The organism is Maribellus comscasis, assembly GCF_009762775.1.
Taxonomy (GTDB): domain Bacteria; phylum Bacteroidota; class Bacteroidia; order Bacteroidales; family Prolixibacteraceae; genus Draconibacterium; species Draconibacterium comscasis.
Genome location: NZ_CP046401.1, coordinates 2,458,995 through 2,480,592, shown reverse-complemented (window position 1 = coordinate 2,480,592; position 21,598 = coordinate 2,458,995). Strand labels below are relative to the sequence as shown.

General features: G+C 37.4%; 20 protein-coding genes. 8 read left to right on the top strand and 12 right to left on the bottom strand.

Annotation, left to right across the window (positions count from 1 at the left end):
- The first annotated feature begins 11 nt into the window (after positions 1-11).
- From tyrS to GM418_RS09860, 3 genes are all read left to right on the top strand, one after another.
- A complete protein-coding gene (tyrS, locus tag GM418_RS09870; protein ID WP_158865591.1) occupies positions 12-1,304 on the top strand; it encodes a tyrosine--tRNA ligase in 1,293 nt (430 codons plus the stop codon).
- Between the two features lie 78 nt (positions 1,305-1,382).
- The gene (locus tag GM418_RS09865) at positions 1,383-2,333 is read left to right on the top strand and encodes a Wzz/FepE/Etk N-terminal domain-containing protein (protein ID WP_158865589.1); all 951 of its coding nucleotides are present in this window, start codon (positions 1,383-1,385) and stop codon (positions 2,331-2,333) included.
- The gene (locus GM418_RS09860) at positions 2,333-3,796 is read left to right on the top strand and encodes an O-antigen ligase family protein (RefSeq protein WP_158865587.1); all 1,464 of its coding nucleotides are present in this window, start codon (positions 2,333-2,335) and stop codon (positions 3,794-3,796) included. The genes GM418_RS09865 and GM418_RS09860 overlap by 1 nt, the downstream gene beginning before the upstream one ends.
- A gap of 32 nt (positions 3,797-3,828) precedes the next feature.
- Here GM418_RS09860 and efp read toward each other — a convergent pair whose 3' ends face one another.
- From efp to GM418_RS09800, 12 genes are all read right to left on the bottom strand, one after another.
- Complete coding sequence (gene efp / locus GM418_RS09855; protein WP_158865585.1) at positions 3,829-4,398, bottom strand: elongation factor P; 570 nt, start codon at positions 4,396-4,398, stop codon at positions 3,829-3,831.
- Positions 4,399-4,489: 91 nt separating this feature from the next.
- Positions 4,490-5,224 (bottom strand): DUF3108 domain-containing protein, encoded by a 735-nt coding sequence (locus tag GM418_RS09850; protein WP_158865583.1) that lies wholly within the window; start codon positions 5,222-5,224, stop codon positions 4,490-4,492.
- Positions 5,221-5,934: a tRNA (adenosine(37)-N6)-threonylcarbamoyltransferase complex dimerization subunit type 1 TsaB gene (tsaB, locus tag GM418_RS09845; RefSeq protein ID WP_158865581.1), complete on the bottom strand. Its 714-nt coding sequence runs from the start codon at positions 5,932-5,934 to the stop codon at positions 5,221-5,223. The genes GM418_RS09850 and tsaB overlap by 4 nt, the downstream gene beginning before the upstream one ends.
- Before the next feature lie 74 nt (positions 5,935-6,008).
- The gene (locus GM418_RS09840; RefSeq protein WP_158865579.1) at positions 6,009-7,658 is read right to left on the bottom strand and encodes a carbamoyltransferase C-terminal domain-containing protein; all 1,650 of its coding nucleotides are present in this window, start codon (positions 7,656-7,658) and stop codon (positions 6,009-6,011) included.
- 1 nt (position 7,659) lies between these two features.
- Complete coding sequence (locus GM418_RS09835) at positions 7,660-8,649, bottom strand: DUF6427 family protein (RefSeq protein ID WP_158865577.1); 990 nt, start codon at positions 8,647-8,649, stop codon at positions 7,660-7,662.
- A gap of 3 nt (positions 8,650-8,652) precedes the next feature.
- Positions 8,653-9,921, bottom strand: a complete 1,269-nt coding sequence (gene purD / locus GM418_RS09830; RefSeq protein ID WP_158865575.1) for a phosphoribosylamine--glycine ligase — start codon at positions 9,919-9,921, stop codon at positions 8,653-8,655.
- A 137-nt stretch (positions 9,922-10,058) separates the two neighbouring features.
- On the bottom strand, positions 10,059-10,268 hold the full coding sequence (locus tag GM418_RS09825; RefSeq protein ID WP_158865573.1) for a PLDc N-terminal domain-containing protein: 210 nt from the start codon (positions 10,266-10,268) through the stop codon (positions 10,059-10,061).
- A 101-nt stretch (positions 10,269-10,369) separates the two neighbouring features.
- Positions 10,370-13,456 carry a DUF2723 domain-containing protein gene (locus tag GM418_RS09820; RefSeq protein ID WP_158865571.1) on the bottom strand — a complete coding sequence of 1,029 codons (3,087 nt, stop codon included), beginning with the start codon at positions 13,454-13,456 and terminating at the stop codon, positions 10,370-10,372.
- 103 nt (positions 13,457-13,559) lie between these two features.
- Positions 13,560-14,012 (bottom strand): type IX secretion system membrane protein PorP/SprF, encoded by a 453-nt coding sequence (locus GM418_RS09815; protein WP_158865569.1) that lies wholly within the window; start codon positions 14,010-14,012, stop codon positions 13,560-13,562.
- A gap of 111 nt (positions 14,013-14,123) precedes the next feature.
- Positions 14,124-14,528, bottom strand: a complete 405-nt coding sequence (locus tag GM418_RS09810) for a hypothetical protein (RefSeq protein ID WP_158865567.1) — start codon at positions 14,526-14,528, stop codon at positions 14,124-14,126.
- Between the two features lie 50 nt (positions 14,529-14,578).
- Positions 14,579-15,325 carry a peptidoglycan editing factor PgeF gene (gene pgeF, locus GM418_RS09805; protein ID WP_158865565.1) on the bottom strand — a complete coding sequence of 249 codons (747 nt, stop codon included), beginning with the start codon at positions 15,323-15,325 and terminating at the stop codon, positions 14,579-14,581.
- Positions 15,318-16,004: a Crp/Fnr family transcriptional regulator gene (locus tag GM418_RS09800; RefSeq protein ID WP_158865563.1), complete on the bottom strand. Its 687-nt coding sequence runs from the start codon at positions 16,002-16,004 to the stop codon at positions 15,318-15,320. Before GM418_RS09800 ends, pgeF begins: the two co-directional genes overlap by 8 nt.
- Positions 16,005-16,070: 66 nt before the next feature.
- On the opposite strand from GM418_RS09800, the gene GM418_RS09795 reads away from it, so the two are divergent.
- From GM418_RS09795 to rfbF, 5 genes are all read left to right on the top strand, one after another.
- Positions 16,071-16,952: an ATP-binding protein gene (locus GM418_RS09795; RefSeq protein ID WP_158865561.1), complete on the top strand. Its 882-nt coding sequence runs from the start codon at positions 16,071-16,073 to the stop codon at positions 16,950-16,952.
- 60 nt (positions 16,953-17,012) lie between these two features.
- Positions 17,013-18,674: a hydroxylamine reductase gene (gene hcp, locus GM418_RS09790; protein ID WP_158865559.1), complete on the top strand. Its 1,662-nt coding sequence runs from the start codon at positions 17,013-17,015 to the stop codon at positions 18,672-18,674.
- A gap of 980 nt (positions 18,675-19,654) precedes the next feature.
- Positions 19,655-19,921 (top strand): transposase, encoded by a 267-nt coding sequence (locus tag GM418_RS09785; RefSeq protein ID WP_158865557.1) that lies wholly within the window; start codon positions 19,655-19,657, stop codon positions 19,919-19,921.
- Between the two features lie 79 nt (positions 19,922-20,000).
- A complete protein-coding gene (locus GM418_RS09780; RefSeq protein ID WP_158865555.1) occupies positions 20,001-20,606 on the top strand; it encodes a UpxY family transcription antiterminator in 606 nt (201 codons plus the stop codon).
- 137 nt (positions 20,607-20,743) lie between these two features.
- Positions 20,744-21,526, top strand: coding sequence for a glucose-1-phosphate cytidylyltransferase (rfbF, locus tag GM418_RS09775; RefSeq protein ID WP_158865553.1), 783 nt, complete (start codon positions 20,744-20,746; stop codon positions 21,524-21,526).
- Positions 21,527-21,598 lie beyond the last annotated feature (72 nt).

Below are 21,598 nucleotides of genomic sequence, written 5' to 3'. Positions count from 1 at the left end.
AAAATATTTTCATGAATTTTGTTGAAGATCTCCAGTGGCGGGGCATGTTACACGATATGATGCCGGGAACAGATGAACAATTAAAGAAAGAAATGACCGCTGCCTACATTGGTTTCGATCCAACTGCGGATTCATTACATGTGGGGAGTTTTGCTCAAATCATGTTGCTCAAAAGATTCCAGTTGGCGGGCCATAAACCGGTAGCCCTGGTTGGTGGTGCAACAGGAATGATCGGCGATCCTTCGGGAAAATCGCAGGAAAGAAACCTGTTGAATGAAGAGATTCTGAATAAAAATCTGGAGGGGATAAAAAAACAACTTTCAAAATTTCTCGATTTTGATTCCGGTGCAGAAAATGAAGCTGTAATGGTGAATAATTACGACTGGATGAAAACGTTTTCATTTCTTGAATTTATTCGCGACGTTGGAAAACATATCACTGTTAATTATATGATGGCAAAAGATTCGGTAAAAAAACGTTTGAGTGCCGAATCAAAAACAGGAATGTCGTTTACGGAGTTTACTTACCAGCTTGTGCAAGGCTACGATTTTTTGTGGCTGTATGAAAATTTGAACTGTAAACTCCAAATGGGTGGTTCCGACCAGTGGGGGAACATCACAACCGGAACCGAACTGATTCGGCGTAAAGCAGGAGGCGAAGCCTTTGCCCTCACAATTCCTCTTATTACAAAAGCTGATGGCAGCAAATTTGGGAAAACAGAGGGTGGAAATGTTTGGCTCGATCCGGAGCGAACATCGCCATATTCCTTTTTTCAGTTTTGGTTAAATACTTCTGATGAAGATGCAGAACGTTACATTAAAGTGTTTACACTTTTGCCGTCCGATGAAATCAATTCTTTAATTGAACAGCACCGCGAAGCACCCCATGCCCGTATTCTTCAGAAAAAACTGGCAGAGGAAGTTACAACCATGGTGCATTCAAAAGATGATTACGAAATGGCGGTTGAAGCTTCTCAAATATTATTTGGAAAAGGAACAGCTGAGCAGCTGCGTAAATTGAATGAAAGTACTTTCCTTTCGGTTTTTGAAGGTGTTCCGCAGTTTACGGTGGCAAAATCAGAAATTGAAACTGGTGTAAATGTGATCGATCTATTGGCTGACAAGACAGAAATTTTTCCTTCGAAGGGTGAATTGAGAAGAACCATTAAAGGAAATGGACTGAGTGTTAACAAAGAAAAGGTTTCTGATCCTGATTTGACAGTAAACAAGGATTTTCTGATTGGTGGGAAATACATTCTCGCGCAGAAAGGGAAAAAGAATTATTATTTGATCATCGTACAATAACCATCAAAAAAATAATCGGAAATACTAAAAATCGTTCTGTTTCGTTGAAATAGTGCGATCAAATTTAAACCACTTCACATGAATGATTTTTTTGATAATCAGCGTATCCTTAACTTAATCTGGAAACGCAAATTTCATTTTGTAATTGTAGGGCTGGTTGCCGTTGCTTTGTCAGCCGTTTTTTCCGGCCCGAAGTTTATAAAACCAAAATATAAGTCTACAGCCCGCATTTATCCGACCAATATTTGGGTGCTAAGCAACGAGTCGGAAACCGAGCAAATGCTCGAAGTGGTAAACTCAAGAGACATTAAACTAAAAATGTTTGATGTTTTTCAGCTCGATAAAGTATATAAAATTAATCCGGAAGATCCGCATTACCTTACTTATATGCTTGATATTTACAATACCAATGTAAAAGCAGGAAAAACAGAGTACGAAACAGCTGAAATTCAGGTGCTTGATTATGATCCCCAACGGGCTTCCGATATGTGTGATTCTATAATTTATTTCTACAACAAAAAAGTAGAAGAAATGCAGCGCATCAAAAACAAAGAGATGGTTGATATTTCAAAAAAGTGGCTCGACAGAAAATATAACGAGCTGGATTCTTTGATGTTGGTGCTCGACACGTTAAAGAATAATTACGGTATCCTCGATTTTAAAACACAAACACCTGAACTTACACGCGGTTATATGAATGCCCTGGCTGCAGGAAGAGGCTCTGCCAGCGACACAAAAAAAATTGAAGAGTTGTATTCTAATTTTGAAAAGGAGGGAACCAAAGCGCGATGGGTGGAATCGAGAATGGAGAATTTGGAAATGGCTATTGATTCTTTAACCGCGCAATACGAGCTATATTACAACGAATACGAGAAAGAGATAACATATTGTCATGTAGTTGAATATCCGGTTCCTGCAGATAAAAAATCGTATCCGGTTCGATGGCTTATTGTGGCATTTACTACTATCTCAGCGGTTTTCTTCTCGTTATTGGTTTTCTTACTACTCGATTACCGTAAAAAACAGTAATGGTGATTCGGAACCAGGCCATAAGAATTTCGCTTTTTTACATCATTTCAATTGCGTTTGTTCTTTTGAATTTATGGTTTGTGGTGAAAAAAGATATGCTGGTAGCCAATGCCTTGCCTGTTGTTTTTTGCATTTTGTTGCTGGCCATTTTTTCTTTTGATAAAATCGTATTCCTTATTGCCTTTTTTGCTCCGCTTTCACTGCCTCTTCATGAGATTGTTCCCGGTTTTAGTTTTGACATGTATTTACCTACAGAACCCTTATTATTCGGAGTTCTGGTTTTATTTATTTTAAAAGTTCTCCATGAAAGAAGTTTTGATCGGAGAATTTTGTTCCATCCGGTTTCACTGGCGATAGCTGCAAATCTGTTATGGATTTTATTAACCAGTATAACGAGCACCATGCCGCTGGTTTCATTTAAATTTTTCTTGTCGAGAATATGGTTTATAGTGGGTTTGTATTTTTTTGCAATAAAAATATTTAGCGAAGGGAAAAATATTGAACGTTATGTTTGGTTGTATATCGTTTCCCTGTCGATTGTAGTATTTTATTCCACTTTCCGGCATTTGGGTTATGGTTTGTGGGACAAACAGGCCGCGCATTTTGTGGTTTCTCCGTTTTACAACGACCATACTTCTTACGGAGCTGTTTTGGCTATTTACCTGCCATTTTTAGCTCTTTTTGCGTTAAGGAAAAACTATTCAAAAGAAGTGAGGATTATTTCTATTGTATTTTTTGGAATTTTATTGCTTGGTTTTATTCTTTCATACAGTCGCGCAGCCTGGCTGAGTATGGTTATTGCTCTGGGAGTGTGGGGAATCATTAAACTGAAAATCAGGTTTCGTACGATTTTAATAACTTTTGTATCATTAATTACACTTTTTATTTTATTTCAGAATCAGGTATTTATGAAGCTGGAACAAAATACAGAACAATCGTCGGCCAATTTTATGACCCACATAAATTCGATGACCAATATTACCTCCGATGCTTCAAACCTTGAACGGATAAACCGCTGGAGTTGCGCCATTCGAATGTTTGCTGACAAGCCTGTTTTGGGTTATGGTCCCGGCACGTATATGTTTCAATATGCGCCCTACCAGTTGAATAGAGACAGAACAATTATCAGTACCAATTCTGCCGACGGGGGAAACGCGCACAGCGAGTATCTTGGGCCTCTTGCTGAATCAGGAGTTTTAGGACTATTAACGTTTTTACTTATCATCGGAACGGTAATTTATACGGCTGTTAAAACATATTCACGGCTTACCGACATTCGCCTGAAACAAATCGTATTAACCGCGCTTGTGGCTTTGGTAACTTATTATATCCATGGTTTTCTGAATAATTTTCTCGACACAGATAAGCTTTCAGTTCCTTTTTGGGGCTTTACCGCGATGATTGTTTCGATCGATCTATTTTTAAGCCCGGGAGGAAAACAGGCACAAAAAAATCCGGCCTAAACAGACCGGATTAAAATATGTATAGTAAACTTTTACTGTTTTACTCTTTCACTGTATGCGCGGTCGCTTGTGTTTACCTTAATTACATCTCCTTCGTTTATAAACATCGGAACCATAATTTCAGCGCCGGTTTCAACAGTTGCTGGTTTTAACGCAGTGGAGCTGGCGGTATTTCCTTTTTCTCCTTCAATGGTTTGTGTAATTTTTAATTCCACTTTTTCAGGCATTTCTGCAGTTAAAGGCATTTCTTCATCTGCCTGAAATTGAATTTCAATAATTTCGCCTTCTTTCATCAGGTCATTGTTTTCTACCATTGATTCAGGAATGGAAATTTGCTCAAAAGTTTCGGTATTCATTACATTTAGTCCCATGTCATCGCGATACAAATATTGATATTGACGACGCTCAACACGCACATCCTCAACTTTTACACCTGAAGAAAATGTATTTTCAATAACCCTTCCGGTTTTTACATTTTTGAGTTTTGTACGAACAAAAGCAGGGCCTTTCCCTGGTTTTACGTGAAGGAATGAAACTATTGTATAAATATCACCTTTGAATTTGAAACATAAACCGTTTCTGAAATCTGCTGTTGTAGCCATTTGAATAATCTTTTAAAATCGGTGCAAAAATAAACAAATCGATTAAAAATCAATCCTTTCTGCAAATTTTTAGGATGTTTTTTTATTCCGCTTATTTGGTAACCTGTTCAACACCGTCTATTTTATAGCTTTTTAATATTGCCCGAAGTGCACCTACTTTCATGTCGAATTCAAGAAGTACAGGCATTTTGGTTTCTTTGGAAATAAAAAATTTCAGACCATCGGAACGTTTGAGCAGTTTTCCTTTGTCAACCACCGGGGCAAGCACAAAGCAGTCAATTTTTCCCATGTCAGTTTCTACCCGGTCTTCTCCAAGGTATTTGACGGTAACATCATCAATTTTATCGGCATGAAAGGTTGGAAGCGTTACGGTGTGACCCACTTCAATTTCTTCAAACAAGTGTTGGTTGATAAAATAGAAAAATACTGATATAATATCGACCAGGTTTTCAGGAGCTTCACGCCAACCCGATTTTTGGCTGTTAAGTGAGTCAATATCGTGATAAAAAAGTGTTTCATTGTACCACCTGTATTTGCCCTCTTTTATATTTCGGATAGATTTTAAAGGGAGACGTGTTTGTGCATCAACAGTAGTTTCATACACATCGTTCACTCCAAAAAGTTTGTCCGTCAGCCCGGTTGTTTTACCTACCAAAAAATAGTGGATTGCCTTTTCACCGTTAAAAGAAGTATCCGAAATAATCAATTTAGCTTCTCCTCCTTTTACAAAACCAAATTTCAAATTAAATTTTATTTCTTCTTTCGATGCAAATGCCTGTGGCAGGAGAAACAGAAATGAGAGTAATATGATGATGAATTTTTTCATTTTAAAATTTTATTCTTCGGAATGGTTGCTACAAAATTTTTTAAATAAAATGGTTCGAAATATGCAACGTCTTCAAATTCCTTTTTGTTGTACTTTTTTTCTGTTAAAAAAAGCATAAACCGTGCCGAAGTCTTCAGAGGCCCGTTAAACAAGGCGTTTGGATGGGAGAGGTGTTCTCTGCATTTTTGAGCTCCGTTGCCAAAAAACAATATTTTGTTTTCCTTTAGTTCCTCTGAAAATGAATTCTCATCGATAATTTGGGCAGATACTGTTTGGACTGTTTTACCCGAGCTTTCGTACAAGGCGGTGAAAACCTCCATTCTTCTGGCGTCTATCATCGGACAGAATAATAAATCTTCGTCGTTATTTCCTTCAAAAAAACTCCCGATATTCTGAGCGGTGAAAACAGCCATTGAATCCAACGAACCAACTGAGACAAGAGGTTTATCAAGAGCATAACACAATCCTTTTGCTACGGAAACACCAATTCGTAAACCTGTGTAAGAGCCCGGCCCTTTACTAACTGCAACTGCATCGATATCTTTAATGTTGAAATTGTTTTCTGCAAAAAGCTCTTCGATAAAAACCGTAAGTAATTCTGAGTGATTTAATCCTTCACGGCTCTCCTTTTCAAAAAGTAACTCACCGTTTTTTCCCAGCGCAACCGAACAAACCTCGGTTGAAGTTTCTATGTTTAATATTACAGCCATTAATGTGCAGTTTTGAAAGATGCAAAAATAGTAATAGTTTTTAAACCAGGTTTTTTAGTCTCTTTTTGAATGTGTTAAAGTTTTTGAAATTTTCCGTTAATAACCAATCCATCAAGTTGCATTTTCTGCGCAGAGTCAAAGGCATCTTCTTCGGTATGAACAATGGGTTCTCCCTTTGAATTAAACGATGTGTTTATAAGCGCTTTCACGCCATAAATTTCATCCATATATTTTAATAGTTGATATAAAAAAGGGTTATCATTTTTTTCAAAAACGGTTTGAAAGCGCGCCGTGCCATCTGCATGGATTATACCTGCAATTTCATCGTGTTTTTCGGGAAGTACTTTAAAATCGAGGAGCATGTATTTTGAAAGTTGATGGATGACATTTTCGCCGGTAAAGTATTTTGTGTTTTTCTCCAGCGCGACCGGGGCAAGAGGCCGGTACCATTCCCGTTCTTTTTTTTCTACACTAATTTTTTTTGCCAGTTTTTTTGAATCGGGCAGAGCCAGAATACTGCGGTTTCCAAGAGCCCGCGGACCGGCTTCTCCAAATCCGTTGCAAACTCCAACGATTTTGCTTTTGGCAATTTCCTTTGCTACTGTTTGAATGGTTTCTTCAGAAATGAAGGTGTCGCAATTTTCAATTCCCCAATTGTTTAAAAAAGCAGAATGAGGTGAAATTTTCCCATGTTTTATCCATTCAGCAAAGGCTGCTGCGCCCAACGCGAGACCTGAATCTTCAGTGCAGGGGGGAATGTATACATTGCGAAAAAGATTGCTTTTAATAATCGCGGTGTTAGCAACAATATTTAAAGCAGAACCTCCGGTGTAGTACAAGTTTTCAGCGCCGGTTCTTTCTTTTAATTTCTGGAGTTTCCTAAGAATCTTTTTTACAAATATTTGCTGTAAGGTGGCTGCTGTGTTACGAATAAATTTTGAATTCTGATCAAAAGATTTTAACTCAATTCCCCAGTCGATAAGTACTTTTTCAAAAAAAATTGAAGTTTTCCCCCAAATGTCCTGAAACAGATCATTTTCAATAAGCCATTTCTCAAGTTCGGGAAGGTAAGTCCCCCAGCCGGCAAAACCCATAAATTTTCCGGGAACAGAATTTTGTTCCGCCAGCTTTGCGCCGATTATTGAAAAAACGAGCGCATTGGCATTATAAATTGTACTGTAAGGTTTTAAATCCCAGTGATACTCCTCCCATTTTAGAATTCCTTTGTTGAAAGTACAAGCCGAGAAATTGCTCAGGCTGGCTCCGCCGTCAAAATGTACAAGCAGGCTGTTGTCTTTAAAATTTCCAAAAAACGGAAGGCAAGAAAACATATGTGCCAGTTCGTGATTTAAAATGTAGGCTTTTTTTTCTTTACCAAACCACCAGCATCTGCCTGGTTCAGGTTCGTAGGCAAGAAACTCCTTTAACGGAGCTTCAAAACGCGCATCTCCGTTTTGAGTTAAAAAAGCACGGCCAACAACATTATCAACAAAGACGATATCGTAATCTTTTCCCAAAAGTTTCTTTTCTTTCAGAATTGATTTTAAATGGATATAAAGCGTATTGTCGCGTTTCCTTCGCGAAATTCTTTCCTGTTGCAAAAAATGAAGAACTTTTCCATCTTGCATGAGAGCAAGGTTATGGTCGTGAACATAAAACGGGAATTTATGGTTTTCACGATCCTGTATTCCGTAAATTGCTAAAGTTGGTTTTGAATTGTCCATCTTAAAATGCTGTTATTTGCAGGGAAAAGACAATCCCTATCAGTAAGTAAATCAGAAACTCACCCCAAAACCTGCTTTTCAGAAAAACAAAAAAATTGGTTACCAGAAAACAAATCGGTATCGCTAATATTACAAGCATTTCCTGCGAAACAGGAGGAACAAGAATAAATCCTGCCAATGAAAACAGAAAGATGAGAAGCAATACATTAAAATATTTTCTTGAGCTAACTTTTTTCGTATCATATTGCTGAATAAGCTTTGCAGAACCCAGAACAGTAAACAAAATAAGAAAAGCAAGAAAAAATTGCAGGTACAAATTCATTTTAAAATGATTATTGACGGAAATGATGTTTTGCTCAAATGTTTTGAGAAGTTCCATAAGCTGTTCGGTAAAAACACCATAGCTGAGAGCAAAGAAGAATGGCAGCAATAATCCGATAATATTGATTGTAAAATTTCTCCAGTTTGATTCTCTGCTTAAAATAGCTGTTCCGGCAAGAAAGGCAGGAAAAAGCAAAATAATGTCGAAATAGAACAAAGCACCAACCCCAAGGAAAAAGCCGGAATCGAAAGCTGCTGAGTAAGGACGCTGAACATCGAAGGCGCTAAATAGACGGTAAATGGCCAACAGTAAAAAAATAGCCGCAAAATATACCGGATGCAAGGTGTGTATGTCGGTTAAACCACCTATTATCAAAACAAAAAGTGGTGCCGGTAACATTGTTCTTATCCGAATAAATGCATACTGAGTATTTAACAACTGGATAAGAAAAGCCAGCAGAAGCACCAATACAAGCGATATAATACTTTCAGCAATTAAATTGTTTTTCAAAAATTCATGGATAGGCTTGTAAAGAATATTATTACTTTCTCCGTTGTAAAAGGAGTACAGGTATGGCTTCATCAGACTCGCACTCCAAAGAATGAGCCCAAACAGAGTTGTTAGCAGGTAATTTACTGGTCGGTTTGATTTTAATATTCTTAGTATCATTTGTTATAGGTCGAAACCTAAATCTTTCCGGTAATATTTTTTGTCGAAGCAAATGACTTCTGCATTTTTATACGAAGTTTCCAGGGCCTCTTGCATTGAGTTGCCGTAAGAACTAATTGAGATAACCCGACCTCCTGCAGTGACCACATTACCGTTGTCGGTTTTGGTTCCCGCATGAAAAACAATACTGTTTTCCGCTTTATCGGTTCCCGAAATAATTTTTCCTTTTTTGTAACCTCCGGGATAGCCGCCTGAAACGAGCATTACAGTTACTGCAGTTCTTGTGTCAATCTCAATATTTTTATTGTTTAATGTTCCGGTTGCAGCACCTTCCAGTAAATCGACAAAATCTGATTTTACACGCAACATTACCGCCTCTGTTTCCGGGTCACCCATCCTGACATTGTATTCAATTACATAAGGATCTCCATTTACATTAATAAGCCCGAAAAAAATAAAGCCGTTGTATTCAATATTTTCTTTTTGAAGGCCATCAACAGTAGGCTGAATAATACCTTTTTCAACTTTCTCCATAAATTCGGGAGTTGCAAATGGAACCGGTGTAATTGCACCCATTCCGCCAGTGTTGAGACCGGTGTCTCCCTCTCCTATACGTTTGTAATCTTTTGCTTCGGGTAAAATTTTATAGTTTTTTCCATCGGTAATTACAAAAACCGATACTTCTACACCACTTAAAAATTCCTCGATGACCACTTTTGCACTGGCCGCTCCAAACTGGCCATCAAGCATTTCATTTAACGATTTTTCAGCTTCCTCCAACGAATCGATGATAAGCACACCTTTTCCGGCGGCCAGCCCGTCAGCTTTCAAAACATAAGGCGATTTCATTGTTTTCAGGAAGGCGATACCTTCTTTAATATTTCCGGGAGAAACAGTAAAGTATTTTGCTGTGGGAATGTTATATTTCAGCATGAAATCTTTCGCAAAATCTTTGCTGCCTTCCAACATCGCCCCCGTTTTTTTTGGGCCAACTACTTTTAAGTTTTTTAATTCCGGCTGACTTGCAAAATAGTCGTGGATACCTTCAACAAGAGGAACCTCCGGGCCAACAACGACCAAGTCGATTTGATTGTCAAGTATCAGACTTTTTATTTCTGCGAAATCGCTAACGTTCCCTTCCAGATTTGTTCCAATTTCAGATGTTCCCGCGTTCCCGGGAACAAAAAACAGGTTTTCTACTTTGTCGCTTTGTTTAATTTTCCATCCTAACGCATGTTCCCGTCCTCCGGAACCAATCACCAAAATGTTCATCGAAAAATATTTTTGAAATTTATTCGTGAAGATAAGTTTTTATTTAGTCGTATTCAAAAAAACAACGTTGTGTAGAGGTTAACTTTTTAGCAATTTAATCAGGCGACGCTGAAAAGTTTTTGTTCCAAGATTTTGTCTTAGCGATATAAGTTATTCCTTTTGGTGAGGAGATATTTCAGAAGATAAATTACCGACCCGATATAGGGAAATAGAATTACAACCATCAGCCAGAGAACACGATGTGTCTTTTTTTCGTTTTTCAATATTAATGCGATGGCTAAAATAATTAGAACGAGGTAGATAACAAAAACAACAATGTTTTGAGATGAGCCTGTTATTTTTTCCATTTTATGATTTTTGCAGCAATTTAATTATTTCTGCTAACAAAATAAAAATGCCAGACCGAATGATTTCAATCTGGCATTTTTGGGTAAAATATCATACAAAATTAACTTGCATTGTATCTTTCGAAATAAAGCTGAATGGTATCGGAAATCTTTTTTGAAAATTCTGTATCACCATCCAGTCTTACCATCCGTTCCATTTTTTGGAGGTAGAAAATATTTCTCTGAATTTCTTCATTTACATCCTGGGTGTTTCTGATTTGCGGTTCAAGCAAAAGAAAGTAAGACAACTCGTTGTTAAAAACATCAAAAGCTGTTGTAACCATTTCTTTCCCCTTTTCGGAAGCACCCGCAGCAAAATAGGTTTCGGCAAGTTCCATCGCAAAATATTCATATTGAACAATTTCGTTTGGAATTAATTCAAGACTCCGGTCGATAACCGCAATTGCCGAGTCTTTTTTCCCCTCCTCAACCAATGCACGGGCAAGGCGGTTAAAGGAGTTTCTTATGTTGGTCATCATCCGGGCATTGTTCTCATCGATATATATATCCGGGTCGTTCATGTTTCCGTATTCAAACTTGTTCATTAAATTATCGTACATGAGATTCGTTGCAACTCTTCCATACTGAATGGTTTGCGGCGAGCTTTCTCCTTTTATTGGTACAAAACGATAGGCAAAACCTTCAACCTGGAAATAATTGTAAAGATTAAGATACTTGCTGCTTCCCACTGTTATTGCCCAGTAAATTGGTCGTTCCCAGTTGTTTGTGGCCAGAAGATCAAGAATCATCATTTCATCCTTCGAAATATAACTTCTGTTGGATAGATCGATGGTTATTGTATCAACGATCTTGTCGTAATCTTCAGGGCGAACTACATTGTTTTTGATTACCGCTTCTTTATCTATTTTAAAAGTGAGTATTTTTTTAGGAATATAAGCCGCGTTTTCTGCCTGCTGAAGTTTTGTCGCAGGATTATCGTCAGCAATAAAATTAATCGCTTCTTTAAGCCCGACAGTTTTTCTTGATATTCTTGGATTGTCAAAAATATATATTAAATCTCTTGTTCCCTGACGATATTGGTCAAGCGACATGGAAAACGGAACCGGATCAGAATCATAGGCTTTTCTTTGCATCTGATCGATATACCAGTCGGTTTGCAGATAGCTCAGGTTACATACTCTTACGTCGGTGCGGACACCTTCTACGTCCTGGTTATACCAGAGAGGGAAAGTATCATTGTCTCCGTTTGTAAAAATTATTCCTCCCGGTTGACATGTTTTAAGGTAGTTTGCTCCCAGATCACGGGCAGTGTATCTTCCTGAACGGTCATGATCGTCCCAGTTTTGGGCTGCCATAATTCCGGGGACCAGTATTAATGTTGCAACTCCTGCCACTCCAGCAGAAATATTTTCGGGAATGTATTTTTTTAGCGCTTCGTAAATTGCCAAAACACCCAGCCCAATCCAAATAGTAAATGCATAAAACGACCCGGCGTAAGCGTAATCCCGTTCTCGGGGTTGGTGCGGGTATTGGTTCAGGTAAACTACAATAGCAAGGCCGGTCATAAAAAACAACAGAAAAACAAGCCACAGCCCTTCTTTGCCTTTCTTTCCTTTTTTGTATTGATAAATAATGCCGAGAATACCCAAAATTAAAGGAAAGAAGTAATATGTATTTCTCGCTTTATTGTTTGCAAAACGAGCTGGCAAATCATCCTGATCACCTAAACGCATTTCATCAATAAACTTAACCCCACTTAACCAGTTTCCGTAAATCTTACTTCCATGGCCCTGAATATCGTTTTGGCGACCGGCAAAATTCCACATAAAATACCGGAAGTACATGTAATTTACCTGATAGCGGAAAAAGAATTTCAGATTTTCGCCAAATGTAGGTTTAATTAACGTTTCCATTTCTCCGCGTTCATTTCTGTATTGCATACGCGTTCCTTTTATATCTGCCCATTTTTGGTAATCTTCCGCATGAGTTTCTTCCATTGAACTCCACATTCGGGGGAAAATTGTTTCAAAATTATCGTCGTAATTTGGGACAGGCTTATGATAGGTAACAACGTATTTTCCATCAATTTGTGAGTAAACAGGTTTCCCATCGGTAAAACGCTCTCTGGAATCGTAGGGAGAGTTGAAGTACTGACCGTAAAGTAATGGCCGCGCTCCATATTGTTCTCTGTTGAGGTAGCTGAGTAAAGAAAACGTATTATTAGGACTATTTTGATCCATTGGAGGTTTGGCATTCGAACGAATAATAATAAGTGCGAATGAAGAATAACCTAACAAAATGACAGCGACACCGGTTAATATCGTATTCAAAAGCACTCTTTGCTTTTTGTAGGAATAATAGATTCCAAATGCCATGGCAGCCACAAGAGCGGTGATATAAAACAGAAGTCCTGAATGATACGGAAGTCCGAAGGTGTTTACAAACAGCAACTCAAACCAGGAGCCTATTGTTACTACTCCCGGAATAATTCCGTACATGATTCCAGCTAGTAAAACGAATGATACAACACCGGCATAAATTAAACCGTTTCGGGTTACATCGTATTTTTTGAAATAATAGACAAAAGCAATAGCAGGAATGGCGAGCAGGTTTAAAAGGTGAACGCCAACAGAAAGACCGATAATATATGAAATAAGGATAAGCCATCGGTTTGCATTCGGTTGGTCTGCCACATTTTCCCATTTTAGAATTGCCCAAAATACAATAGCTGTCATTAATGAAGAAGTCCCGTAGACCTCTCCTTCAACTGCCGAAAACCAAAAAGTATCTGAAAAAGCATAAGCCATTGCACCGACAAAACCACTGGCAACAATAGCTATTATTTGTCCAAGTGAAAGTTCATCATCCGACCTTACAAGTTTTTTTGCCAGATGGGTAATCGTCCAAAACAAAAACATGATTGTAAATGCGCTGGCCAAAGCCGACATTACGTTTACCATGATTGCCGCATTTTGAGCACCTCCCCCAAACAAGGTGAAAAAGCGTCCCAGAATCATAAAAAATGGTGCTCCGGGCGGGTGACCAACTTCCATTTTAAACGATGTGGTAATAAATTCACCACAATCCCAAAAGCTTACTGTGGGTTCAATTGTCAGTAAATAAACAACGGCTGCGATAACAAAACTTATCCAGCCAAATGCGTTGTTAAACAAGGTATATTTCTTCATTTGCTACTTTTTTCTTTCAAAAATAAAGTCTGGAAAATTAACTGTTGCGAAGATAATTGTTTTGAACTAAAATGGATTATATGACAAGGATTTTAAGATTTTTTTAGATGGCATCGAGCCGGAATCCTATAATAAATTCATGGACGTTTAGGCTTTTGTCATTAAATATTTTAGTGAAATCATAAGCGTAACCAACTCTGAACATTTTTGCAATATCAAATCCCAGGAATAGAGAGTGCAAATCATTAATATTTATATTGTTGTATCCTGCCCAAACAAAATCATCAAACTTTAAAAATATTCCCGGATAAAAATCTGTATAGTCTTCAAAAAAATCGACCATTATATTGGGTTCAATTGTAAGTTTGTTTTGAATATTAAAACGATAATTTCCAAGTACTGTAATAAAGTTTGATGTGTAATCAACGCTGTAATTATAAGCTTCGGTTGCATTGGTTTCTTCCAACTCAAAGTACCTCACCGTACTAAGTCCAATATCAAATTTTGGCGAATTGTAAAATAATCCGATTCCGGTTTTGAGCTGTTTATTTGTCATGTCTTGAAAATAGTCAACTGAATTGTAGTTATATTCATAACTATATCCGTCTGAGCTATAACCATAAGGATCATCAGGATTATAAAGCTGATATTGAGTAAATTCACTCTCCTATTTTTGCAAGCCGAAGGAGAGGCCACCATTCAAAATTCCATTTTCAAACGGGAATGAATATGCATAACTCATTTCCAATTGATTTGCTTTCTCTTTACCCATTTGGGTGTTAGTATACGTCATACCAACTGAGCCTGTTTCAGGTGAAATTTGGTAGTCGGCTCCCATTGCCCATCCGGTAGGTCCTTTTTCGTCGCCGGAAGTAAGTTTATTCAAGTTGGTAAAAAGGTAGTTTCCAAAAATCCAATCAGAGGGTGTTCCAATTGCTGCCGGATTTTTAACTGATATTCCTTGCCAGTACACAACTTCCTGCGCATAAATAGTTGTTAAAAATAATAGGTTGTAAATCAAAAAGGCGATTAGGTATTTTCCCTTCGAATGTTTGCGGTTAAATCTTTTCATTGTGAATATAAATTGGTAGAGTAAAGATATTTCTTTTGTTTAGTTGCAATTTAGATTAGCATAATTCCGGTAACTATTCTTCCGGTATCGACACCTTCTTTTCGGGCAGAAAAATATTTTTCAGTTTTTGTAAAAGTGCATTCTTCTGCTATACTAATATTTTTGGTTTTTAACCCATGGCATAGAAGAAGCAGTCGGTTGGCTTCCCATAAATTAAAATGGAATTTTCCGTTTAAATTTTTGTGTAAGGTTTTTTCAGATTGCGGGATGTTCTTTTGCGCTGCTTCAACTACTTCTCTCCCTACCTCATATACTTCCGGGCCGATTGACGGACCAATGACCGCCAAAATATTTTCAGGTTTTGATTTGTAATTTGCCTGCATCTTTTGAACCGCAACCTCAACGATTTTATTAACTGTGCCCCGCCAACCTGCATGAATTGCAGATATTACATTTTCAACCGGGTCGAAAAGTAAAACAGGTACACAATCTGCTGTTTGCACGCACAAACAAATATTTTTCCTATTGGTCAGCAAAGCATCGGTCTCTTTAATTTCTTTTTTAGGTTTTTCTGAAAGTTTTGCCACACAACTGGTATGTGTTTGCCTTGGGAAAACCAATTGAGAGGGGTTTATTTCCAGAATTGAAGCAAGTTGTTCCCGGTTTTCGATAAATATTTCCGGTGTGTCTCCTGTAAATCTAGGGGCAGGGTGGGCAAACGTTTTTTTTACGGTTGTAAAGGCCACCAGGTTTTTGTGCGGTTTAAATATTGGGTAAAAAATAAGCCTGTTATCCATTTATCAGTAATTCATTCAATTTTTCTTTGTTGAGCAAAGTAACTGTTTTCCGTTCAATCTTTATAAGTCCTTCCTTTTGCATTTCTCCAAAAATGCGGGCCAGAGAAGGACGGGTTACACCAAAAAGGTCGGCCAGTTGCTGTTGTGTGTTTTTTAATTCAATCGAATGAAATTTGTCTTCAGCTCTTGTTAAAAGAAAATGAGCTACTTTTTCACGAATGGTTTTAAAGCTCAGGAAATGTAATTTTTGCGAGAGAAACTGTGTTCGCGTTGAAATACTGTTCAGGTAGTTTTTTAAAACCTGAGTATTCATTTGAAGAACTTTTAAAAACTCAGGAACCGGAATAGCCAGTATTTTTAAATCGACAAGTGCGGTTACTGTCACAGGGAATTTATTTTCTTTCCCAAATAAAAAGGCAGAAGCCAAAGGTTTTGATGCCTCTACATCTTCAATTTTTATTGTTTTCCCGGAGTAATCGATCATTTCGCCTTTTACACTTCCTGACAGCAAGATGTAAAGATTCTGAACCGTGTCTCCCGCATAAGCTACTATTTCTTCTTTGTTGAATCTTTTAATCTGAAAGTGGATTTTATTTAATAACTCCATGATTTCGTTTTCTGAGATTCCGCGAAAAACAGGGCATTGACTAATTAAACTGAAATCTGCTAATTGTTGCATTTTGTATCAATTGTTACAAAATCAGAAACGCCACCACTCTACTTTTGTTGTATAAAATAGAAAACTATGTTACGTGAGATTGTAAAAATAGACGAAGAACTTTGTAACGGCTGTGGCCAGTGTGTGCCGAACTGTCATGAAGGAGCGCTACAAATAATAGATGGGAAGGCGAGATTGGTTAGTGAGTTGATGTGTGATGGTCTTGGCGCCTGTATCGGACATTGTCCGGAGGGCGCCATTACAATTGAAAAACGTGAAGCCGATGAATATGACGAGGAAGTTGTAATTGCTCAGATGATAAAAAGCGGAAAGGCGACTGTTTTTGCCCACCTGAAGCATTTGCAGGAACATGGTGAAACCGGGTATCTGAATCAGGCTTTGAATTATATAAAGGCAAATCGTGAAAGGATGCCGTTTCAGATTCGCGAGGTTCACGAACTTCTTCATGGAAATAAGGAACAAAGGCATGAACATCAGGAAGGTGCCGGTTGTGGCTGTGCCGGTTCTGCATCGAAAACGTTTAATGTTGCAGGAATGAAGATGGCAACACCGGAGACTGAAATCCCTTCTGCATTAACCCAATGGCCGGTACAAATGCATCTGATTAATCCGGCTGCATCTTATTTTCAGGGAGCCGATCTGTTGGTGGCGGCAGATTGTGCCGGGTTTGCCTATGGTAATTTTCATAACGATTTTATTAAAGGGAAAAAGCTCGTAATTGCCTGTCCGAAACTGGATCATGGTAAAGATATTTATATTCAAAAGCTTACACATCTAATTGATAATGCACGGGTTAACACAATAACGGTTGTGATTATGGAAGTTCCCTGCTGTGGCGGATTATCGCAGATGATTCAGATAGCCGCGCAAAGCGCATCGCGCAAGGTGCCAATTAAAGAAGTGGTTATCAGTATCAGGGGAGATGTACTTTCAGAAGAGTGGATTTAAATATAAAAAGAGTTGAGGAACTTTACACTTAGATTTTAAAAATCAATAAAAACTATAAAAATGAGTATGTTTTGTTTTCAATGCCAGGAAGCAGCTAAAGGCATTGGCTGTACAATTAAGGGAGTTTGCGGGAAAACCAGTGATGTTGCCAATTTACAGGATACTTTATTGTTTGTTCTAAAGGGAATAAGTTGGTACAATGAAAAGTTGAGAGTGCAAAAATTAAATCCGGCAAAAGTCGACAAGTTTGTTTTTGACGGTCTTTTTAGTACGATAACCAATGCGAATTTTGATAAAGAGAGTTTCAGTAAAAGAATAATAAAAGCTTTGCAACTGCGTAGCGAATTACATTCGCGTTGTCTGGCTGCCAATATTCGACTTCCTAAAAATCATCCCGATTTTGCCGCCTGGAAGGGCTCAACAGTGGAAGAATTTGAAAATAAAGCGAAAGAAGTTGGAATTTTGAGTACAGAAAATGAAGATATTCGTTCGTTACGGGAATTGGTTATATATGGAGTGAAAGGTTTGGCCGCTTATGCAGAACATGCCTGGAACCTGGGTAAAAGTAATGATGACATCTTTGCTTTTATGCAACGAGCGTTGGTTGCAACAACCGAAGATTTGGCTGTTGACGAGTTGGTCACACTTACACTTGAAACCGGAAAATACGGTGTTGAGGTTATGGCCTTGCTGGACGCTGCAAATACTGAAACATACGGAAACCCAGAAGCAACAAAAGTAAATATTGGTGTTCGGAATAATCCTGCTATTTTAATTTCCGGGCACGATTTGAAAGATATGGAAGATCTTCTTCAACAAACAGAAGGAACAGGAGTGGATGTTTATACACACAGCGAGATGCTGCCTGCACATTATTACCCTGTTTTCAAAAAATATGACCATTTAGTGGGAAACTATGGAAATGCCTGGTGGAAACAAACTGAAGAATTTGAACGTTTTAACGGACCAATATTGTTTACTACAAATTGTATTGTTCCTCCCAAAAGTAATGCGGGTTATACTGAGCGGATTTATACAACCGGGGCGTCGGGGCTCGAAGGCGCTATTCACATTGCAGATCGGATAGACGGGAAAATGAAGGATTTTAGCGAAATTATTGAACATGCTAAAAGATGTGCAGCACCTGAGCAAATTGAGAGTGGTGAAATTACAGGAGGTTTTGCACATGCCCAGGTTTTTGCATTGGCCGATAAAATTGTAGACGCAGTAAAATCAGGAGCGATCAGAAAATTCTTTGTGATGGCTGGTTGCGATGGGCGTATGAAAAGCCGGGGTTATTACACGCAGTTTGCGGATCAGTTACCTGCTGACACCGTGATTCTTACGGCGGGATGTGCAAAGTATCGTTATAACAAGCTACCACTTGGAGATATCGGTGGAATCCCTCGGGTAATTGATGCCGGACAATGTAACGATTCTTATTCATTGGCTGTAATTGCTCTAAAATTGAAAGAGGTATTTGAATTAAATGATATAAATGATCTCCCAATTGCATATAATATTGCATGGTACGAGCAAAAGGCGGTGATTGTATTGTTGGCTCTACTATCGTTGGGTGTAAAGAATATCCACCTTGGGCCGACACTGCCTGCGTTCCTTTCTCCAAATGTAGCAAACGTTTTGATGGAAAATTTTGGGATTGGTGGAATTACGGAGGTTGAGCAGGATTTAGAAATGTTTTTAGAAACCAGTGTGTTATAGTAGAATTTCATAGTAAGTTGATGTTTCTGCAGGGACGGAGAGAATAATTTAACTTACAAATACTTTAAAGCAGAAAAAGTAGCTTTGTAGTATTCATTTGGATTTTATTTAAGATATTTGGTTTCGTAAATGGCATCTGTTTTTTGCAGGTGCTATTTTTTTGATTATAAGTAATTTGTGAGTATTCTTTGGTTTCTTCATGTGTTGAAGTATAATATTTGATATCTGTTTGAGAAGTGTTTTGTATTTTGGTTGTAACAAGAGCTTTTTTTTGTAATTTACAAATTCAATTGTGTCCACTGCGCGGAAAAATCGTCCCAATATTAGACTATGTGTGCTTTTTTTATTTATTCTAAATTAAAAGAAGAATGTTTTTAACTCCTTGTGAATAAATACTTAAATGTGTTTATTTTAGAATAAATGATTATAAATTAGAATTTTATAGTTAAATAGGCACATATTTTTTTTTGTCAGGTATATTTTTTATTCGTAACTTTTTTTCGTGAACTAAAAATTTTGACGGTTAAATAATTGAAAGTGTTACAAAAATGTGGGTGACCGTAGGGATACCTTTGTTCGAAAACGAAAAAATATTGAATGTTTAAAGGAGATACAAAGAAAAAGAAGTGAAATCAAGAAGATTAGAATTGTTAACACGATTTATTATAATAATTTGTAGATTCTAAAATTTTTTAGAATTGTATTAAAAAAGATAAAATAAAGCCAAACTATTCCAGTTAAGATCCAACCTGAACTCCCATAAATCCCAATTTTTTAAGCTGTGATAATCCTCAAGAAAGGCATGATTATGTTAAAATAATTATGTAAAGGACGAAGTATTGTTTTGATTTGCTGTTTTAAGTAAGTTAAATTAAAAATAATCATGAGCAACCAACACATACGGGTTGTTTAAACTATACTGAATGAGTATGTCTCAGTTATCTATTTATACAGTTGTAACTAATAAAAAAAAATGAAAAATGATTAGACGTAGATTCTCTGAATTTGAAATTCACAAGATTCTTCAGCAGTATGAAGAAGGAGCCTCTGTTCAAGATATTATTGAAGAACACGGGATTAGCCAGGCAACATTTTATAATTGGCGGGCAAAATACGGTCGTATTTCATCCAACGACATTTTGAAACTGAATAAACTGAAAGAAGACAACGAGCGCTTGAAGCGGATGTTTGCTGAAATTAGTTTAGAAAATGAATCGCTAAAGGCACAACTGAAAAAGAGGGATTGACCTAATTATATAAACAATATCCTGACTTATTTGTCTTTGATAATTGTGTTGTTTGCGAGAAATAAAAAATAAGGTAATTATGATTCTTAAAAAACCTGAGTATGCTTGGTATGCTATCTATACTAAAGTAAACAGCGAAAAGAAAATTTTCAAAAATCTGCAGGAACAAAAGATCGAAAGCTATTTGCCACTTCGGAAATCTCTTAGACAGTGGAGTGACAGAAAAAAATGGATTGAGGAACCATTGTTTCGATGTTATTTATTCGTTAGGGTTAGTTATAAAGAGTTTTTTGATGTTCTTTCTGTTCCCGGAGTAGTATGTTATATTAGTTTTGGCGGTAGACCTCAGTCCATCCCGGATTACCAGATAAATAATATCAAGACATTGGTGAGGCAGGATAATATTGATATTACAGTGTCAAAAGAAAAGTTAAGGCCTGGATATAAAGCAGAAGTGTTGGTTGGTCCTCTTAAAGGTTTAAAAGGAGAGATTGTGGAAATTTCCGGACAGTACAGAATTTTGATTCGTATTGATACAATGGGTCTTGGTTTGCATGCGAACATTTCTAAAGACGAAGTTAAAATTCTTGAACCTGATACTGACACTGATGAAGAAGGAGCCGGATACCCGTATCATTCTCAGGTTTCAGCAAAAAGAAAGTTTAATAATATATCCGTTCAATAAATAGTTAATGTAATCAAATTCAAAACGGGTCTTTAAAACTAAGGTTTTCGAATTTTGATGTTTGAAGTAGTTTTCTTAACCAGAAAATTTTCTTCTCTCCCCCCCCAAAAAAATATCTATTAAAATCAAATAATTTTATGAAAGCAGTAATACTTGCTGGCGGGTTTGGTACCCGAATCAGCGAAGAGACAGGTGTCCGTCCAAAACCAATGGTGGAGATCGGAGACAAGCCCATTTTATGGCATATTATGAAGATATATTCGCACTATGGAATCAACGATTTTATCATTTGTTGCGGTTACAAAGGTTATATCATAAAGGAGTATTTCTCAAACTATTTTCTACATAGTTCTGACGTAACCTTCGACATGAAAAACAACAATATGAAAGTTCACAATATGAATTCCGAGCCATGGAATGTGACACTCGTTGACACAGGCGAGAATACAATGACCGGAGGGCGTCTGAAAAGAGTGAAAGAATATATCGGAGACGAAACGTTTTGTTTGACCTATGGTGATGGAGTAAGTGATGTCAATATTGATGAATTGATCATGTTTCATAAAAATCACGGGAAACTGGCGACTCTTACATCTGTTAGACAACACGGACGATTTGGTGTATTTACACTCCATGGCGGAGAAACGCAAATCAATTACTTTAAAGAGAAACCCAAAGGAGATGAAGATGGTACAGCGTGGATAAACGGGGGCTTTTTTGTTCTGGAACCAGGCGTAATGGATTTTATAGAAGGTGATTCCACTGTATTTGAAAAAGGGCCCCTGGAAAAACTTGCAGAAGGAGGCAACTTGTTTGCTTATAAACACGATAGCTTTTGGCAACCAATGGATACATTAAGAGATAAAAATGTTTTGGAAGGGTTGTGGGAAGCAGGAAAAGCACCATGGAAGGTTTGGTGAATGTAACATTTACGCCAATATTTTATGTTGAATTAAAATAGAATGATTTCATATTATAATAATCCGAAATAA

Excerpts from the sequence above, each read along its gene's own strand:
- tyrS (WP_158865591.1), top strand. The coding sequence starts at position 12 with ATGAATTTTGTTGAAGATCTCCAGTGGCGGGGCATGTTACACGATATG.
- GM418_RS09865 (WP_158865589.1), top strand. The coding sequence starts at position 1,383 with ATGAATGATTTTTTTGATAATCAGCGTATCCTTAACTTAATCTGGAAA.
- GM418_RS09860 (WP_158865587.1), top strand. The coding sequence starts at position 2,333 with ATGGTGATTCGGAACCAGGCCATAAGAATTTCGCTTTTTTACATCATT.
- efp (WP_158865585.1), bottom strand. The coding sequence starts at position 4,398 with ATGGCTACAACAGCAGATTTCAGAAACGGTTTATGTTTCAAATTCAAA.
- GM418_RS09850 (WP_158865583.1), bottom strand. The coding sequence starts at position 5,224 with ATGAAAAAATTCATCATCATATTACTCTCATTTCTGTTTCTCCTGCCA.
- tsaB (WP_158865581.1), bottom strand. The coding sequence starts at position 5,934 with ATGGCTGTAATATTAAACATAGAAACTTCAACCGAGGTTTGTTCGGTT.
- GM418_RS09840 (WP_158865579.1), bottom strand. The coding sequence starts at position 7,658 with ATGGACAATTCAAAACCAACTTTAGCAATTTACGGAATACAGGATCGT.
- GM418_RS09835 (WP_158865577.1), bottom strand. The coding sequence starts at position 8,649 with ATGATACTAAGAATATTAAAATCAAACCGACCAGTAAATTACCTGCTA.
- purD (WP_158865575.1), bottom strand. The coding sequence starts at position 9,921 with ATGAACATTTTGGTGATTGGTTCCGGAGGACGGGAACATGCGTTAGGA.
- GM418_RS09825 (WP_158865573.1), bottom strand. The coding sequence starts at position 10,268 with ATGGAAAAAATAACAGGCTCATCTCAAAACATTGTTGTTTTTGTTATC.
- GM418_RS09820 (WP_158865571.1), bottom strand. The coding sequence starts at position 13,456 with ATGAAGAAATATACCTTGTTTAACAACGCATTTGGCTGGATAAGTTTT.
- GM418_RS09815 (WP_158865569.1), bottom strand. The coding sequence starts at position 14,012 with ATGACAAATAAACAGCTCAAAACCGGAATCGGATTATTTTACAATTCG.
- GM418_RS09810 (WP_158865567.1), bottom strand. The coding sequence starts at position 14,528 with ATGAAAAGATTTAACCGCAAACATTCGAAGGGAAAATACCTAATCGCC.
- pgeF (WP_158865565.1), bottom strand. The coding sequence starts at position 15,325 with ATGGATAACAGGCTTATTTTTTACCCAATATTTAAACCGCACAAAAAC.
- GM418_RS09800 (WP_158865563.1), bottom strand. The coding sequence starts at position 16,004 with ATGCAACAATTAGCAGATTTCAGTTTAATTAGTCAATGCCCTGTTTTT.
- GM418_RS09795 (WP_158865561.1), top strand. The coding sequence starts at position 16,071 with ATGTTACGTGAGATTGTAAAAATAGACGAAGAACTTTGTAACGGCTGT.
- hcp (WP_158865559.1), top strand. The coding sequence starts at position 17,013 with ATGAGTATGTTTTGTTTTCAATGCCAGGAAGCAGCTAAAGGCATTGGC.
- GM418_RS09785 (WP_158865557.1), top strand. The coding sequence starts at position 19,655 with ATGATTAGACGTAGATTCTCTGAATTTGAAATTCACAAGATTCTTCAG.
- GM418_RS09780 (WP_158865555.1), top strand. The coding sequence starts at position 20,001 with ATGATTCTTAAAAAACCTGAGTATGCTTGGTATGCTATCTATACTAAA.
- rfbF (WP_158865553.1), top strand. The coding sequence starts at position 20,744 with ATGAAAGCAGTAATACTTGCTGGCGGGTTTGGTACCCGAATCAGCGAA.